Source organism: Pseudomonas sp. P5_A12 (assembly GCF_056400685.1).
The window spans coordinates 1-17,560 of record NZ_JBFUKU010000102.1; the positions used below are offsets into that span (position 1 = coordinate 1).

At 60.1% G+C, this 17,560-nt stretch carries 11 protein-coding genes and 2 pseudogenes; 7 read left to right on the forward strand and 6 right to left on the reverse strand.

Going from position 1 to position 17,560, the window contains the following annotated elements; translation table 11 throughout:
- The 5 genes and pseudogenes from AC1DSG_RS15480 to AC1DSG_RS15500 all read left to right on the forward strand — a co-directional run.
- Nucleotides 1-332: pseudogene (locus AC1DSG_RS15480) on the forward strand (aliphatic sulfonates ABC transporter substrate-binding protein); the annotation flags it as partial.
- Nucleotides 333-359: 27 nt separating this feature from the next.
- Complete coding sequence (locus AC1DSG_RS15485; RefSeq protein ID WP_477791666.1) at nucleotides 360-1,712, forward strand: LLM class flavin-dependent oxidoreductase; 1,353 nt, start codon at nucleotides 360-362, stop codon at nucleotides 1,710-1,712.
- Nucleotides 1,713-1,809: 97 nt separating this feature from the next.
- Entirely contained in the window at nucleotides 1,810-2,997 is a 1,188-nt protein-coding gene (locus AC1DSG_RS15490; RefSeq protein ID WP_477791667.1) for an acyl-CoA dehydrogenase family protein, read from the forward strand.
- Nucleotides 2,994-3,953, forward strand: a complete 960-nt coding sequence (locus AC1DSG_RS15495) for a D-isomer specific 2-hydroxyacid dehydrogenase family protein (RefSeq protein WP_477791668.1) — start codon at nucleotides 2,994-2,996, stop codon at nucleotides 3,951-3,953. Before AC1DSG_RS15490 ends, AC1DSG_RS15495 begins: the two co-directional genes overlap by 4 nt.
- A gap of 165 nt (nucleotides 3,954-4,118) precedes the next feature.
- The gene (locus tag AC1DSG_RS15500) at nucleotides 4,119-5,096 is read left to right on the forward strand and encodes an aliphatic sulfonate ABC transporter substrate-binding protein (protein ID WP_477791669.1); all 978 of its coding nucleotides are present in this window, start codon (nucleotides 4,119-4,121) and stop codon (nucleotides 5,094-5,096) included.
- Nucleotides 5,097-5,210: 114 nt separating this feature from the next.
- Here AC1DSG_RS15500 and AC1DSG_RS15505 read toward each other — a convergent pair whose 3' ends face one another.
- Genes AC1DSG_RS15505 through AC1DSG_RS15525 form a run of 5 tightly spaced genes read right to left on the reverse strand, consistent with a single transcriptional unit; the run spans nucleotide 5,211 to nucleotide 10,366 of the window.
- The gene (locus tag AC1DSG_RS15505) at nucleotides 5,211-6,005 is read right to left on the reverse strand and encodes an ABC transporter ATP-binding protein (protein ID WP_477791670.1); all 795 of its coding nucleotides are present in this window, start codon (nucleotides 6,003-6,005) and stop codon (nucleotides 5,211-5,213) included.
- Entirely contained in the window at nucleotides 5,999-6,997 is a 999-nt protein-coding gene (locus tag AC1DSG_RS15510) for an ABC transporter permease (RefSeq protein WP_477791671.1), read from the reverse strand. The genes AC1DSG_RS15505 and AC1DSG_RS15510 overlap by 7 nt, the downstream gene beginning before the upstream one ends.
- The gene (locus tag AC1DSG_RS15515) at nucleotides 6,984-8,057 is read right to left on the reverse strand and encodes an ABC transporter substrate-binding protein (RefSeq protein ID WP_477791672.1); all 1,074 of its coding nucleotides are present in this window, start codon (nucleotides 8,055-8,057) and stop codon (nucleotides 6,984-6,986) included. The genes AC1DSG_RS15510 and AC1DSG_RS15515 overlap by 14 nt, the downstream gene beginning before the upstream one ends.
- Nucleotides 8,058-8,086: 29 nt before the next feature.
- Nucleotides 8,087-9,412: an LLM class flavin-dependent oxidoreductase gene (locus tag AC1DSG_RS15520; protein WP_477791673.1), complete on the reverse strand. Its 1,326-nt coding sequence runs from the start codon at nucleotides 9,410-9,412 to the stop codon at nucleotides 8,087-8,089.
- A 12-nt stretch (nucleotides 9,413-9,424) separates the two neighbouring features.
- A complete protein-coding gene (locus AC1DSG_RS15525) occupies nucleotides 9,425-10,366 on the reverse strand; it encodes an aliphatic sulfonate ABC transporter substrate-binding protein (protein ID WP_477791674.1) in 942 nt (313 codons plus the stop codon).
- Between the two features lie 381 nt (nucleotides 10,367-10,747).
- On the opposite strand from AC1DSG_RS15525, the gene gfa reads away from it, so the two are divergent.
- Nucleotides 10,748-11,326: an S-(hydroxymethyl)glutathione synthase gene (gene gfa / locus AC1DSG_RS15530; RefSeq protein ID WP_477791675.1), complete on the forward strand. Its 579-nt coding sequence runs from the start codon at nucleotides 10,748-10,750 to the stop codon at nucleotides 11,324-11,326.
- Nucleotides 11,327-11,715: 389 nt separating this feature from the next.
- Nucleotides 11,716-17,340 (forward strand): putative Ig domain-containing protein, encoded by a 5,625-nt coding sequence (locus tag AC1DSG_RS15535; RefSeq protein ID WP_477791676.1) that lies wholly within the window; start codon nucleotides 11,716-11,718, stop codon nucleotides 17,338-17,340.
- A 74-nt stretch (nucleotides 17,341-17,414) separates the two neighbouring features.
- Here the strand turns inward: AC1DSG_RS15535 and AC1DSG_RS15540 are convergent.
- A pseudogene (locus tag AC1DSG_RS15540) lies at nucleotides 17,415-17,560 on the reverse strand (HlyD family type I secretion periplasmic adaptor subunit); the annotation flags it as partial.

Consider the following 17,560-nt stretch of genomic DNA (forward strand, 5'->3'; position numbering starts at 1 on the left):
CCACCAGCCAGGCCATCGCCAACAAACGTCAGCAACTGGAGGACTTTATCGCCCGGGTTGATCGTGCGTATCGCTGGACCAACGTCCACCCCGAGGAATTTGCCGCCGCCCAGGCGCGCGTCACCGGCCTGCCGCTGGCGGTGCATGTCGCCGTGGACAAAGGCACGCACATGCAACCGGTGGAAATCGACGACAAGGTGATCGGCGGCCTGCAAACCACCGCCGACATCTATCAGGAAGAAGGGATTCTCGGCAAACACATCGATGTGTCCCAAGGCTTCGACAAGAGCTTCAACGCCAAGCGCGCCCAACTCAGCCAGGCATCTCGATAACGATGCGACGGATTCAGGAGTAAGACCATGAGCAAACAACGCCAACTGAAATTCGGTGCGATGGTCCATGGCGTCGGCCACGGATGGGGCGAATGGCGCCACCCGCAGGCCCGGCCCAACGCCAGCGTGAGCTTCGACTTCTACAAGCAGCAGGCACAACTGGCCGAGGCGGCCAAGTTCGATTTCGTGTTCATTGCCGACAGCCTGCACATTCACGAGAAATCCAGCCCGCATTACCTCAACCGCTTCGAGCCGTTGACCATTCTCTCGGCCCTGGCAGCCACGACGCACAACATCGGACTGGTCGCGACGGTCACGGTCAGCTACACCGAACCGTTCCAGGTTGCCCGCCAACTCGCCTCGCTGGATCACATCAGCGGTGGTCGCGCAGGGTGGAACGTGGTGACGTCCTGGCTCAGCGGCACCGCCGATAACTTCAGCAAGGCTGAACACCCGCCCCACGCCGTTCGCTACCGCATCGCCAAAGAGCACGTGAATGTGGTCAAGGRCTTGTGGGATTCCTGGGAAGACGATGYCTTCGCCTACGACAAGCAAAGCGGCGAGTTTTTCACCCCTGGCAAGTTGCATGCTTTGGAGCACAAGGGTGAGTTTTTCTCGGTGAAGGGTCCGCTCAACATCGCCCGTTCGAAACAAGGACAACCGCCGATTTTCCAGGCCGGCACCTCTGAGGCCGGACGCAATTTCGCCGCGCAGAACTCTGACGCGATTTTCGTCCTCCCCGAAGACTTCGAGGACGCACATGCCTACTATCAGGACCTGAAAAAACGCGCCAGCGGCTTCGGTCGCGATCCACAGATACTGTCGATCCTGCCGGGCATTCGTCCGATCGTAGGGCGCGATGAAGCCGAAGTGGAAAGCCGCTTTCAACAAGCCGTGGAACTGGTGACCATTGAAGACGCCATCGTCGCCCTTGGCCGCCCATTCAATGATCATGATTTCAGCCAGTACCCGCTGGATGCACCGTTCCCCGAGCTGGGCGATCTGGGGTCCAACAGCCAGAAAGGCGGATCTGACCGGATCAAGCAGTTGGCCAAGGACGAAGGCCTGACCTTGCGTGAAGTCGCCCTGCGCTTCTCAAGGCCGCGCCGGGATTTCGTCGGCACCCCCGAGCACGTCGCAGACGCGATTCAAAAGTGGTTCGAAGAAGGTGCGGCGGACGGTTTCATCATCAACTCGTTGTTGCCCGACGGCCTGCAATATTTCACCGAACTGGTCGTGCCGGTCCTGCAACAGCGCGGCCTGTTCCGCGACGAGTACAGCGGCAGCACCCTGCGCGACAATCTTGGCCTGCAAGTCCCGATCAACCGTCACGCGCGCGCCGCCCTCAAGGCTGAGGAAAAAAGCGAGGCGCTGGCATGAGCGAATCCCTCCTGCTGCAGTTGTGCACCGAACCTCGCCACGGTTGATCGCAATAAAAAATATCGACACTCACCCTTTTTGAACGAGTGAATTCACCATGAGTCTTTCTTCTCAACATCCGCCAGCACTTCGTTCAATCGAAGCGGCCAACTTCGAGACGTTGCTTGAGCGCATCAGCGCACAACTGGGCGCCAGTGCCCACGTCCATGACGAAAACGGCACCTTCCCCCACGACAACTTCAAGCTATTGCATGAGCACGGCCTACTCGCGCTGACCATACCCAAAGCCCTGGGCGGTGGTGGCGCGAACCTCGCGCAGGCACGCAAGGTCATCCGTGCAATTGCCAAAGGCGAGCCGTCGACGGCGCTGATTCTGGTGATGCAGTACATCCAGCATGTGCGACTGCAAGACAACCAAAACTGGCCCGAAGCGTTGCGCTTGCAGGTGGCCCAAGACGCCGTGCGCGATGGCGCGCTGATCAATGCCCTACGGGTCGAACCTGACCTGGGAACCCCGGCACGCGGCGGTTTGCCCGCCACCATCGCAAGGCGTACCGCGGCAGGCTGGCGAATCAGCGGGCAGAAAATCTACTCCACCGGCAGCCATGGCCTGACCTGGTTCAGCCTCTGGGCGCGCAGCAATGATGAAGATCCGCTGGTCGGTGCCTGGCTGGTGCACAAAGACACACCGGGCATCAGCATCATCGAAGATTGGGATCACTTGGGCATGCGCGCCACGTGCAGCCACGAGGTAGTGTTCGACAATGTGCTGGTGCCGCTGGATCACGCCGTCAGCGTCAGCCGCTGGAGCGCGCCGCAACCTGAACTGGACGGCGATGGTTTGCTGTGGATGTCGGTGTTGCTGTCATCCGTCTATGACGGGGTCGCTCAAGCCGCCCGCGACTGGCTGGTGGGCTGGCTGGAAACACGCAAGCCGTCCAACCTCGGCGCATCGCTGTCGACCCTGCCGCGCTTTCAGGAAACCGTCGGCCACATCGACACCTTGCTGTTCGCCAACCGTAGCTTGCTCGACGCCGCGGCGCAGGGCCACACGCCGACCAGTAACGCGGCGCAACTTAAATACCTGGTGACCGGCAACGCTATTCGCGCGGTTGAACTGGCCATCGAGGCGTCGGGCAATCCCGGTCTGTCACGCAGCAATCCGTTGCAACGGCACTACCGCGATGTGCTGTGCAGCCGCGTCCACACACCGCAAAACGACGCGATTTTGCAAGGCGTTGGAAAAGCCGTCTTCGCCCAGCGCCAACCAAAGGAGCGCGCATGAGCCAGCTCGTCATCGCCAGCCAACTGGATGAGGATTTCAACGAAGTGATCCGCCAGCGCCTCGCGCAAACCCATCCTGAGGCCCGCGTCATCGGTGTGCCCACGGGCGTACCCAGCGATTTGCCGGCCGAGGTCAGCGTCCTGCTGGCACGGCCGATCAATGTGCGCGGCTATCAGGCGCCGGACACACCGCCACCGGGTTGGCCTTATGGGCTGCAATGGATTCAAGTGGTGTCGTCGGGTATTGATTTCTACCCGCATTGGCTGTTCAACGGCCCGCCGGTCAGTACCTCGCGTGGCAGCGCCGCCGAGAACATCGCCGAGTTCGCCCTGGCTGCGATCTTCGCCGCCGCCAAACGGCTGCCGGACATTTGGGTGCATGACGCGAAATGGAATTTCACTGCGTTGATGCCGCTCAAGGGCACCACGCTGGGGATTCTCGGCTTTGGTGCAATCGGCCGCAGCCTGGCCACCAAGGCCCACGCCCTGGGCATCAACGTACTGGCGCTGCGTCAGAGTCAAACGCCGTTCGAGGTAGAAGGCGTCGAAGCGGCGCGGGATATCCATGATCTTTTTTCCCGCTCCGATCATTTGGTGCTCGCCGCGCCCTTGACCAGTGCGACCCGGCACATCGTCGACAGCGCCGTGCTCGCCAGTGCGAATCCGGGCCTGCACCTGATCAACATTGCCCGGGGTGGGTTGCTCGACCACGAGGCATTGCTCGAAGCACTGGAGAGCGGACGCATCGGCCTGGCCTCGCTGGACGTTACCGAACCTGAGCCATTGCCGGACGGTCATCCGCTCTACGCCCATCCGCGAGTACGTCTATCCCCCCACACTTCGGCCATTTCCAGCAACAGTCGCTACGAAATCGCCGACAGTTTCCTGGCCAATCTCGAACGTTTTCTCAATGGCCTGGCCCTGAAAAATCAGGCGAACGTGCAACGCGCGTCTTGATTTCGGTCGATCTACCGTCGTCGCCCGCTGACCAAGTGGAGGCCCACGAAGAGCGCAACCCTAAACCCACTAAGCTAATGCTTATAAATTATTTATAAATAGATTTTTATAACCATATTCTTCAACACAGAAAACCCTTATTTCTTATTGAATGTCGAGCGTGCCATGTCGAAATCTACTGCAAATAGTCATGCGAAACTCCGTCAACCCCTACTCATCAGTCTGGTCGCTGCACTGGCCGCCCTGTCCTTTGCGCTGCCATCCCAGGCCCGCGAAACGCTGCGGATCGGCTACCAGAAATCATCGACACTGATCACGCTGTTGAAGACTCAAGGCACTTTGGAAACCGCCCTTGCGCAACAGAGCATTGATGTCAGCTGGCATGAGTTTCCCAGTGGCCTGCCACTGCTGGAAGCACTGAATGTCGGCAATGTCGACATCAGTGCGGATGTGGCAGACACCGTGCCGATTTTCGCCCAGGCTGCACAAGCCCAACTGACCTACTTCGCCCAGGAAGCACCCTCGCCATCAGCCCAGGCGATCGTCGTGCACAAAGACTCGTCGCTGCAACAATTGTCTGATTTGAAGGGCAAGAAAGTTGCGGTGACCAAAGCCGCCGGTGCCCACTATTTGCTCATCGCCGCCCTGAACAAGGCCGGCCTTGCGTTCTCCGATATCCAACCTGCCTACCTGTCACCCGCCGATGGTCGCGCGGCCTTCGAGAATAACAAGGTCGACGCGTGGGTCACCTGGGAACCCTTCCTGACCAGCGCCCAACGGCAACTGCCGACCCGAACCCTGGCGGATGGCACAGGCCTGGCCAGCTACAAGCGCTACTACCTGACCAGCACAAGCTACGCCAAGACACACCCCGACGTACTCAAGGTGGTTTATGAGCAATTGGATAAAACTGGTCGGTGGGTAAAAACCAATCCCCTTGAAGCGGCCCAAGTACTCAGCCCGCTATGGGGCAACCTTGGAGTAGAAACCGTCGAGAGCGCCAACACCCATCGCAGCTATCAGGTACAGCCGGTAAAAAGCGGTGAGTTAGGTGAACAACAGAAAATCGCCGATGCGTTTTTTGCCGCCGGTTTGTTGCCCAAGGCGGTGGATACGAAGGATGTCGGGATTTGGCGGCCATGAGAAGCGGTTTGCCCCGAGCAGCCTTGAGACAAACTCGACGAGCCGACAACGGATGCCGTGTGGAAGCGAGCCGCCTCGCTCCCACACGGGTGTTTTTTTGTCTCGAAACAGCGATTACCAGCTCTCCCCCAACCCAAGCAAACCCATGATCTGGCGCCGCAGGTCCACCAGATAAGGATCATCGCGATGACGCGGATACGGCCGTTCGATGGTCAGTTGTGCCTTGATCGTAGCCGGGCGGTCACTGAATACAATCACCCGATTGGCCAGCAACAAGGCTTCTTCGACATCGTGGGTCACCAGCAGCGCGGTGTAGCCCTGGCGTTGCCACAGGTCGATCAATTCTTTCTGCATGGTGATGCGGGTCAGCGAATCAAGCTTGCCCAGCGGCTCGTCGAGAATCAGCAGACGCGGTTCGTTGACCAGCGCCCGGGCCAAGGCGACGCGCTGGGCCATGCCCCCTGATAGCTGGCGCGGATACGCCCGCGCGAATTGACTGAGGCCGACTTTTTCGAGGGCATCATCGACCTTGGAGGAATGGGTTTTGAGCAGGCCTTGGGCTTCCAGGCCAAGGGCGACGTTGTCCCACACGCGCCGCCATGGGTACAGGGTCGGGTCCTGGAACACCACGACCCGGCTCGGGTCCGGGCCGGTAATCGGCGCGCCATCGGCCAGCACCGTACCGGAATCGGCCGGTTCCAGCCCTGCCACCAGTCGCAACAGGGTGGACTTACCGCAACCTGAAGGCCCAAGCAAGGCGACGAACTCACCGGGGGACACGTCCAGGGACACCTGCTCCAGTACCGGCAAACGCTGACCGTCCAGGTCAAAACCGTGACTCAACGTGTTAATGCGCAACGCCAGCCCAGGCAAAACCGGGGTGGTCGATGTGTGTGCCAGCGCTACCATTTCACCGCTCCTTTTTGCCAGGCCAACAGTCGGTCACGGATCAGGAACAGCCCGGAAATCAACCCCGAACAGGCCAGTGCCATGATCAATAGCGCCGCGTACATATTGGCGTAGGCCGCCCAGCCTTGGGCCCATTGCAAGTACCAGCCGATACCGGATTTGACACCCATCATTTCCGCGACCACCAGGGTCGAGAACGAGGCCCCTAGCCCCATGAACAAACCGACGAACACGTGGGGCAATGCCGCCGGAATGGCTACTTTGAAAATCAGAAAGCCCTGCTTCGCGCCCAGGGTCCGCGCGACGTCGTAATAGGCTTTGTCCACGCTAGCTACGCCGGACCAGGTCAGCACCGTCACCGGAAACCAGGTCGCCAGGCCGATCAGGAAAACACTGGCACTCCAACTGGAGGGAAACAGAAAAAAGCACAGTGGCAACAATGCCGTCGAAGGCACTGGACCGAGAATGCGCAAGACCGGATGCAGCCAGTAGCCGATGCTGCTCGACCAGCCAATGGCGACCCCGGCGACAAAACCGGTTGCGCCGCCCAGCGCCACACCGCTGCCCAGCAACAGCGCCGAATGCAGCAAGCTATCCGCCAGACGCGGCCAATCTTCAACGTACACCGCAAGCAACGCCTGCGGCGGTGCGAAGAACGGCACCGGCAGCAGGCCCAGCTTGGCGGTCAGCAGTTCCCAGATACCCAACAGAATCGGCAGCGCGATCAACCAGGCACCCGCGGCACTCATACGCGTGGCGACCTTCGCAGACCAGTGACCGACGAGGCCCAACAGTCCGATCAAAGCCGCCACTGCCAGACTCAGATTCGCCAGGCCTTGGGTCATTGGCCAAACCCGTGTGGCATTCGGCCAATAGCTGATCAACAACGCGACCGCCACCCACGCTGCCACCGCAACCGCGCCTTGGCGCCACACCTTGAAAGCCCGCTGCGTGGCGGGAGCGGCCAGTGTCGAAAATTCAGCTGAAGACATCGACAGTGATCTCCTTGGCGAACTCGCCGGCGTTAGTGCTCTGGCGAATCACTTCCACGGTTTGCAGGTCAGTGACGTAAGTGGTGATTTCTTTGGTCAGCAACGCGCCCACGGCATGGTGGCCGTGGGTGTGGTCATGCAGGATCGCTTTGACTTCTTCGACCGAAGTATTCAACGCATGGGCCTGGAAACCCTTGGCCACCGCCTCGGGGTTTTTCACCGAATAATCGTGGGCCTCGAGAATCGCTTGGGTCAGCGCCGCGGCCACACGTTTTTCCTCACGCACCAATTTGCCGGTGACGCCGACGACGCAGCAGCTGAGGTTGGCGTACTCTTCGACCAGGTTGGTGGACAGTTCCTGAGCCTTGCCGGAATTGATCAGGCGGTACATGAACGGGTCACTGCCGCTGACCGCCTGGACTTCACCACGCTCCAGCGCAGTGCCCAACAGGTCGGCCGGGTACAGTCGCCAGTCCACATCGCGCACCGGATCGACGCCGTGTTTTTTCAACAGGATCGAGAAGAAATTGCGGTCCGGACTGGCCATGTCGGTGACGCCGATGGTCTTGCCCTTGAGGTCTTCGAGCTTATGCACGTTGCCGTTGACCGCACTGAGCAAACGCAGGCAACCACCGTGTGTACCTGCGGTGAGCTTGACGTCGAAGCCCTGCTCCAGCGCCTTGAGCCAACGCAACGCCATGCCGACACCCGCATCGGCCTTACCGGTCGCGATCGCTTCGAGCAGCACTTCGGTGGAGTTGCCGAAGTTGACCAGCTCGACATCAAGGTTGTGCTTCTTGAAGAAGCCTTGTCCGTGCGCGATGACCACGGGCGCCAGGCATACCGCATTGAGGTTCACCGCCAGTTTCAGTGCACGCGGGGTGTCCAGCCGGATGAACTCGCCCGTGCCGGTGGGCTCGACTCCGGTATCGACAGCGTGTCCAGCGTGTTCATCGGCCGCCCAACTGGGGCGCGGCAGCGACATCAGCAGTGGACTCGCCAGGGCGACGCTGGCCAGACCCAGCAAGTGACGACGGGACAATCGATCAAAAACAGCCATTCAAATATCCTTTTGGTTGGTAGAGGTGGTTAGTCTTTCAATTCGCCGAGGCGCAGATGCTCGCGCAAGGTCGAGCCTTCGTAAGCACGGCGGAACAGCCCTTTGCGTTGCAAGTGGGGAATCACGCTTTCGACGAATTCGCTGAACGAGCCCGGCAGGTAACCCGGCGAGATCACGAAGCCGTCGCAGCCCTCACCCAGGAACAGCTCTGCCAATTGATCAGCGATTTGTGCGCCGGTACCCACTAGTTGCGGCACGCGTACGCTGCTGGAGAAAATCCGTCCCAGTTGCTCCAGGGTCGTTTCCGCACCTTGCATCAGCAGCTTTTCGGCTGCAGCAGGATGGATCAATGGCGATTGGGCAATCTCGGCCAAGGTCGCGGATAACGGAAACGGCGACAGATCGACATTGAGCTGTGACGCCAGCGTGACCAGCCCCAACTCCGGACGCGCCAGCGCGTTGTGCCGATCACGCTTGGCCCGCGCTTCGGCTTCGGTACCACCAATGAACGGCATGACCGCCGTCAGCACTTTGCAGCTGTCTGCCTCGCGCCCCTGTTGCACGACCTGCGCACGCACGTCGTCACGGAAGGCGCGCATGGCGGCCAAATGTGGATGAATAGTGAAGATCGCCTCGGCCCAACGCGCGCCGAAACGTCGACCACGACCAGACGAGCCGGCCTGGATCAGAACCGGTCGACCTTGGGGAGTACGCGGAATATTCAGCGGGCCTTCGACCTTGAACCACTCGCCGTGGTGCTGCACCGAGTGGATCTTCGATGGATCGGCCAGCACCCCGCTCTCGCGGTCGAGCTTGAGCGCGTCTGGTCCCCAACTACGCCACAGCTTCAACGCCACTTCGACAAATTCGTCGGCGCGGTCGTAACGCAGGTCATGTTCCAGGTGTTTGTTCTTTCCGAACAGACGCCCTTCACTGTCGTTCATCGACGTGACGATATTCCAAGCGGCACGGCCCTTGGACAGGTGGTCCAGGGTGGCGAACTCCCGGGCGATATGCGCCGGTTCGTAATAAGTGGTGGAACGGGTTGCCCCCAGACCCAGCTTGCTGGTCTGCCCGATCAGGTAAGACAGGATTGGCAACGGGTCCAGGCGCGTCGCGTCCTGAGCGCCATAACGCAAGGCCAGATCCCGGGTGCCACCCATCTGGTCACCCACCGCGAGGCGGTCAGCGAAGAACAAAAAGTCGAACAACCCCTCCTCCACGACTTTCGCAACGCGCGTGTAGTACTCGGGCTCAAGGTAATTGCCGACGGTTTCCGGGTGACGCCACGCCGCGTGGCTGTGGATGACCGGACCGGTCAACAAGAAGGCTGACAGGTGAATTTGACGACTCATGGCAACGCTCCCTTACTGCGCCTTCGGCGTCCATACAGCGATGTCGGACACTTTCAACGGCTTGGGTGTGAGCTTCGCCGCGTAATAGGTGTCGGCGATGCGTTGCTGCTCGGCCAGTTCATCGACCTTGACCGGGACGATGTCGTAGCTGCGGCGAGTGTTGGCCAACTCGACCGTGGCGGGCGGAATGTTGCCCCACAGCGGCCCGAGGATTTGCGCGGCTTCTTGCGGGTGCGCTTTGACCCATCGCCCGGTCTCGCGCAGGGTATCGAAGGTGACTTGCAGAACGTCTGGATGGGCATTCGCGAATGTCGACGTCGCCAGGTAGAAGCGGTTGTAATTGGCGACACCGTCCTTGCCATCAGCCAGTACACGCACGTGATGTTCCCGTTGTTGGGTCGCCAGGAACGGGTCCCAGATGGCCCATGCATCGACACTGCCATTGGCAAATGCTGCCCCGCCATCCGGCGCTTCCAGGTATCGCGGAGTGATATCGGCGAGGGACAATCCGGCTTTCTTCAGCGCCGCAATCAACAGAAAGTTGCTGCCAGACCCCTTGGAAACCGCAACAGTTTTGCCTTTCAGATCAGCGACGCTATGGATCGGAGAATTGTCCTGAACGATGATCGCCTGAGCACTGGACGACGGATTTTCCCGCGCGTAGTAGGTCAACGGCGCGTCTGCAGCCTGGGTGAACAACGCAAAGGCGTCCGCTACGTCTGCATGCAAATCGACACTCCCCGCGTTCAACGAGCTGAGCAGGCCAGTGCTGAACTCATGCCAGTTGACGGTGAAGCCCAAGGGTTTCAAACGCTCTTCCAGCTGGCCGCTTTGCTTGAGCAAAATCCATAACGTCGAGGAACGCTGGTAGCTGATATCGATGGCTTGCTCCGCATGAACCCCTACTGCGGCGAACAACAGACTCGCGGCGACGATGAGTTTTTTCAACTTCATGAAAAGCCCTGGTTTGGGTGGATTCGAGGAGGCTGAGCAAAAATCGGCTCAGCAGAGTGACGTCCCGGCGAGGTTCTGTGGCTGAGCCAGAAAGCAGTGATAATTATATTAATTAGTGATAATTATGAAAGGAACATATAATCATATCGTTATTCCGGTTGCGTCAGCGGTCATGAACCCCAGGCGTTCAGCAGACAGTCAAACGGAATTACCAGGATATAAAACGTGAAGGTTGGGGGGATTTGTCTTGAGTACACCTGTTCGAAGCGCCTTGATCCAACGTGCCTCTTTTTGGTGAATTTCTGATCGTCAGGACTCGGGAACGCTTCGAACGGCGAGCTATCCTTTATCTGGGGGACAACCTGCAAAGGAGACGCCAGCATGACCACCTTGAAACTTCACCCTGCACTGGACAATGGTATCCCACCCGCCGCCGCGAATTTCACAGGTGGCACCCTGCAATGCCTGTGTGCGACCGACAAGGTCGAGGTCAGGATTGACGCACAAACGCTGCATAACCACGCGTGCGGCTGCAGCAAATGCTGGAAACCGCAAGACGCGACATTCGCCGTCATCGCCGTGGTACCTCGGGACAAGGTCAGTGTCATTGCCCACGGCGAAAAACTCGCGATTGTCGACGAATCCGCCACCATCCAGCGCCACGCCTGCAAGCAGTGTCACGCCCATCTCTTTGGGCGCATCGAGAACAAGGACCATGCGTTTTATGGCCTGGACTTCGTCCACACCGAACTCTCTCCCCAAAGCGGGTGGGCTGCGCCGGGGTTCGCCGCGTTCGTGTCCTCCATCATCGAAACCGGCACACCGCCAGCGCAAATGAAGGCGATCCGTGAGCGCCTGCGCTCGATCGGCCTGGAACCCTATGACTGCCTGTCACCGGACTTGATGGACGCAATGGCGACTCATGTCGCGAGACAAAAAGGCCTGCTCCCTGCCGCCTGATGGATCGGCCATCGTTGTACGCCCCCCCTCTGTAGCCGCTGTCGAGTGAAACGAGGCTGCGAWCTTTTGATCTTGTTTTTGAACAGCAAAGTCAAAAGTTCGCAGCCTCGTTTCACTGGCCAGGATTCACAGGAAACACTGGCCCTCAGCCATGACCCATTCATCAGAACGGCCTGAACCACCGCCTTCGCGAGCAAGACCACACACAGCGGCATCGCTCGCCACCTGAGCGAGCGTCAACAGAACGTTATTTTTTCGCAATCTCACAACCGCTGATCAGTTAGTTCGGTTTTCTGTCACAACTTTTGCGCTCTGCTGGGTCATAACACGGTGGCCGCCGATGGAATATTGGCACCTACCGAGGTTTTAGCCTGACACGGAGTAAATTTATGATTTTCAACGTACAGAATTATGGCGCCTTAGGCGATGGCATCACAGACGATACGGCAGCGATACAAAGTGCGATTGATGCCRCCGCTGCCGCAGGCGGAGGGCAGGTGTATATGCCGACCGGAACTTATATCGTTTCCGGAGGCGAGGAACCTTCCGACGGCTGCCTGATGCTCAAGAGCAACGTCTACCTGTACGGCGACGGCATGGGTGAAACCACCGTCAAGGTGGCTGACGGCTCCGACACCAAGATCACGGGTGTCATCCGCTCGGCCTATGGCGAGGAAACCCACGACTTTGGCGTCAGCAACCTCACCATCGATGGTAACCGCGACAGCACCACCGGCAAGATCGACGGTTGGTTCAACGGCTACATTCCCGGCCAGGAAGGCTACGACTCTAACGTCACCCTCGACAGCGTCGAGATCAAGGATTGCTCCGGGTACGGTTTCGACCCCCATGAGCAGACCGTCAACATGGTCATCAAGAACAGCGTGTCCCACGGCAATGGCCTGGACGGCTTCGTTGCTGACTTCCTCAGCGACAGCACCTTCGAAAACAACGTCGCCTACGACAATGACCGCCACGGTTTCAACGTCGTCACCAGTACCCACGACTTCACCCTCACCAACAACGTTGCCTACAACAATGGCAGCACTGGCATCGTGGTGCAGCGCGGCAGCGAGAACATCCCCTCTCCGAGCAACATCACCATCACCGGTGGCGAGGTGTACGGCAACGGCGCCGAAGGGGTGCTGATCAAACTGTCCAGCGAGGTGACCGTCAGCGGCGTCGATATCCACGACAACACCAGCGCCGGGATCCGCATCTACGGCAGCAACCACGTCCAGATCATCGACAACACGCTCAACAACAATTCCCTGGGCAACCCCGTACCGGAAATCATCATCCAGTCCTACGACGACACCCTGGGCGTGTCCGGCAAATACTTCAACGGCAGCGACAACACGATCCAGGGCAACGTCATCAGCGGCAGCAACCTGTCGACCTACGGTGTTGCAGAGCGCAATGAAGACGGCACCGATCGCAATGCCATCATCGGCAACACCATCAGCCACACCAGCAATGGCGCGACGCTGGTCTATGGCGATGGCAGCTTCGTCAGCGCCACGGTGCCGATGACCACCGTGCAAGGCACGGCTGGCAACGACACCCTGCTGGGTAGTGCTGCCAGCGAGATTTTCTACGGCGGTGCTGGCAACGACACCATCAATGGCGGCGCTGGTGGCGACATTCTGGTGGGGGGTGCAGGCATCGACAAACTCACCGGCGGAACCGGCGCCGATACATTCCGTTTCGCCACTCAGTCCGACAGTTATCGCAACGCAACCGCAAGCTTCGATGACACCATTACCGACTTCGACGTCACCCAGGACAAGATCGACCTCGCCGGCCTCGGCTTCACCGGCCTGGGCAATGGCCGTGGCGGCACCTTGCAGGTCAGCTACAACGCCAGCAACAACCGCACTTACATTAAGGACTACGATGCCGACGCCAGCGGCAATCGCTTCGAGTTGATTCTCTCAGGCAACCTGACCAGCACCCTGACCGCCAGCAACTTCATTTTCAATCGGGTGGTCACTGGCACCAGCGGCAGCGACTCGCTGTTGGGCAGTGATTCGGCGGACACCTTGCTTGGCCTGGCGGGCAACGACAGCCTCAGTGGTGGCGCGGGCGACGACAAGCTCGACGGCGGTGCCGGCATGGATACCCTCACCGGTGGCGCCGGGGCGGATACCTTCGTGTTCTCCAACCGCCTGGACAGTTATCGCAACTACAACACCGGCGGCGCCAACCTGGGCGACCTGATCACCGACTTCGATATCACCGCCGACAAGATCGACCTCTCGGCCATGGGTTTCACCGGCCTGGGGGACGGCAAAAACAATACCGTGTACCTGGTGCTCAATGCGGCTGGTACCAAGACTTACATCAAGACCCTGACCGCCGACGCCAATGGCAACCGCTTCGAAGTGGCACTGGACGGTAACTACCTCGACAAGCTGACCAGCGCCAACTTCGTGTTCGCCACGTCGTCACCGTCCAACCAGGCACCGGTGGTGGCAACGGCGTTGCTGGATCAGAACGCCACCGAAAACACTCCATTCAGCTACGTGGTGCCGGCCACCAGCTTCACCGATCCGGATAACGACAGCCTCAGCTACACCGCTAAACTGGCCAATGGCAGCGCCCTGCCCACTTGGTTGACCTTCGACGCCGCCACCCGCACCTTCAGCGGCACGCCAACCGACACCGCGTCGGGCACATACTCCATACAGGTCACCGCGTCCGATGGCAGCAATGCAACCGTCAGCGACAGCTTCACCTTGGCCGTACAGGACGTACCCGGCGCACCCACTGTAATCAATGGCACGCCGAACAACGACACGCTGACGGGCACCGCTGCCAACGAACAACTGTTCGGTGGCGCCGGTAACGACACCCTTAATGGCGGCGCCGGCAACGACATCCTGGTCGGCGGCACTGGCGTGGACAAACTCACCGGCGGCGCGGGTGCCGATGTATTCCGCTACACCTCAAAGCTCGACAGCTACCGCACAGGTACCACCAGTGCCAGTGACCAGATCCTCGACTTCGACGTTTCCGCCGACAAGATCGATGTCTCGGCGCTCGGCTACACGGCCTTGGGCAATGGCCTGAACGGCACGCTGCAAGTGACCTACAGCGCGTCGACCAACCGCACTTACCTCAAGGATCTCACCGTCGACGCCAACGGCAACCGCTTCGAAGTGTCGCTGGCGGGCAACCTGTTGAACAACCTGACGGCGAGTCATTTTGTCTTCGCCGACCAGAACACCCCCAGCAACATAGCGCCGGTGGTGACCATCCCCCTCCTCGACCAGAACGCCACCGAAAGTACGCCGTTCACCTACACCGTCACCCACGACAGCTTCACCGACGCCAACCAGGATGTGCTGACCTACACCGCGACCCTCGCCGATGGCAGCGCCCTGCCCGCCTGKCTGAAGTTCAACACCACCAGCCTGACGTTCAGCGGCACGCCGACCAGCACGGCGTCTGGTAATTACAACGTACTGGTCAAGGCCACCGATCCTTCGGGAGCGTCGGTCAGCGACAGCTTTGCCTTGGCGGTGGCCGATGCGCCCGCCAACACCATCACCGGCACCAACAACGCCGAAAGCCTCAACGGCACGGCGGGCGCGGACCTGATCCTCGGCCTCGGCGGCAACGACACCATCAAGGCCGGCACCGGCGCGGACATCGTCGACGGCGGCGCCGGACGCGATTCGCTGTACGGCGGCGACGGTGCCGACACCTTCCGCTACACCAACGTACTCGAGAGCTACCGCGACTACGACACTGGAGGTGTCACGGCCACCGACACGATTTATGACTTCACCGTGGGYGTCGACAAGATCAACGTTTCGGGTCTTGGCATTCTCGGTCTCGGCGATGGCAGCAATGGCAGCAATGGCACGTTGTACATGACCCTGAACGCGGCCGGGGACAAGACTTACATCAAATCCGCCGAGGCCGACGCCGATGGCAATCGCTTTGAAATCGCCCTCAACGGCAACTACCTCAACACCCTGACCGCCAGTGATTTCGTGTTCGGCGAGCGAGCCCAGCAAGACATCCTCTACCTGCCCACACTCGGCCAATCCAATGCGCGCCTGCTGCGCATGACGGAGGACGACGATCAGTCCGGCACCTCGATGCTGGTCAACGACCTGGACCGCTACACTCCCTATGACGTGCGCAGTCAGTTCACCGACGCCGATGGCAATGGCATTGACATCGCCGTGGGTGGAAGCACGGTCAACGGCCTGTCGACCCTGAGCCCCGAGGAGCTCAAGTTGTGCTGGTGGCTGACCGACACCAACCAACCCGGGCCTGCGCTGTTGCGTGCCGTGGCGTTGCTGCAGGACCAGCTCACCGAACTCCAATCCATCGATAACGTCACCATGGGCATCATTTGGGGCCAGGGCGAGGAAGGCGCCCAGGAGATCGGCCGCGCCACGGACAAACCAGCGGCAGCAGCGGCATACAAGGCCGCGACCCTGAAGGTGTTTGACTACCTGCATGCCCAGTTCGGCAACTTCAGCGTGTACATGATGGAAACCGGTCACTACGAGCAGGACGCGGCGCGTGCCCGTGGTTATTCGGAAGAGAAGATTGCCTCCATCGTCGAGGGAGTGAGTTATGTCCGCGCCGCCCAGGAAGCCATCGCCACCGAGCGCGTCGACGTCAAGCTGGCGGTGGACTACACCGACCTGCCCTTGCGCTATGAAGTCGATCCACTGGTGTATCCCGATGACGTCTGGCACTTGCACGAGGAATCGGCGGAAATCGTCGGCCAGCGCCTGGCCGACTACATCGCCACCGACCTTGGCTTCCAGGGAGATCCCAACGACAACAACAGCGTGCAGGACATTTTCGACAACGCTCAGAACCAGGGCGGGATGATTTCCGGTACCGATCAGGCGGATACCCTGGTGGGCAGCTCGGGCAACGACACACTGGATGGCGACTTGGGCGCCGACACCATGACCGGGGGTGATGGCAACGACATCTACGTGGTCGATAACGCGTTCGACAGCGTGGTGGAATCCAACACCTCGACCTCGCAGATCGACACGGTGCAGGCCTCGGTCAGTTGGACGCTGGGGGCCAATCTCGAGAACCTGGTACTCACCGGCGTATCGGAGATCGACGGCACCGGCAATGAGCGGCGCAACTTCATCACCGGCAATGCCGCCGACAACGTACTTGATGGTGCCGCTGGGGGCGACAGCATGAGCGGTGGCGATGGTAACGACACTTACTATGTCGACAACGTCGACGACACCGTGATCGAGACCAACAGCAATGGGGTGCCTGGAGGGATCGACAGCGTGCACAGCAGCTTGGCAGCCTATTCCCTCGCCAACAATGTCGAGAATCTGTACATCGATGCCGCTGGCGCTGCCAATGGCACGGGGAATACGCTGGACAACACGCTGTTCGCCGGTGCCGGCAACAACGTGCTGGACGGACGCGAGGGCAATGACACCGTGTCCTATGAGCGTGCGTTGGAGGGGGTTACCGTAACCCTTTCGACGTCCGCACAACAAAACACCGTGGGCTCCGGGCTCGACACCCTGAAATTTTTCGAGAACGTGACGGGCAGCGCTTACGCCGACACGCTATCGGGCAACAGCTCAGGGAACATTCTGAACGGTGGTGCGGGCAACGATACGCTGGTGGGAGGTTCGGGCGATGATCGGCTGATCGGCGGTGCAGGCACCGACAACCTCACCGGTGGTACTGGCGCGGACACCTATGCGTTTGGTGCCCTGTCGGACATGGGCGTCGGGGCTTTGCGCGATGTCATCAGCGGCTTCAAGACCATCGAAGGTGATCACCTGGATTTTACTGGCCTGGATGCCAATCCCCTGACTGCCACCGTCGACACCTTCACGTTCATCGGCAGCAATGCCTTCGACCCCACCAACGCCACCGGTCAGCTGCGCTTTGCCGATGGCATCCTCGAAGGCAGTGTCAACGCCGACGCCGCCCCTGAGTTCCAATTCGAAGTAGTGGGCGTCAAGGAGCTGCACGCCAGCGACTTTACAGCCTGAGTTGCGCTTGCTCGCGAAGGCGGTGGATCAGCCTGCAAGCTGATCCACTGCCTTCGAGAGCAAGGTCGCTCTGCTCATTCCTCTTTGAAGGCCGCAAGCAAGCGTTCACGTAAAGGTTTCATCAGGTAATTCATCAAGGTACGTTCCCCCGTCACCACCGTGACATCGGCGAGCATGCCGGGGCGCACTTGCAGCCCGGCGGTCTGCAGCGAGGCGACAG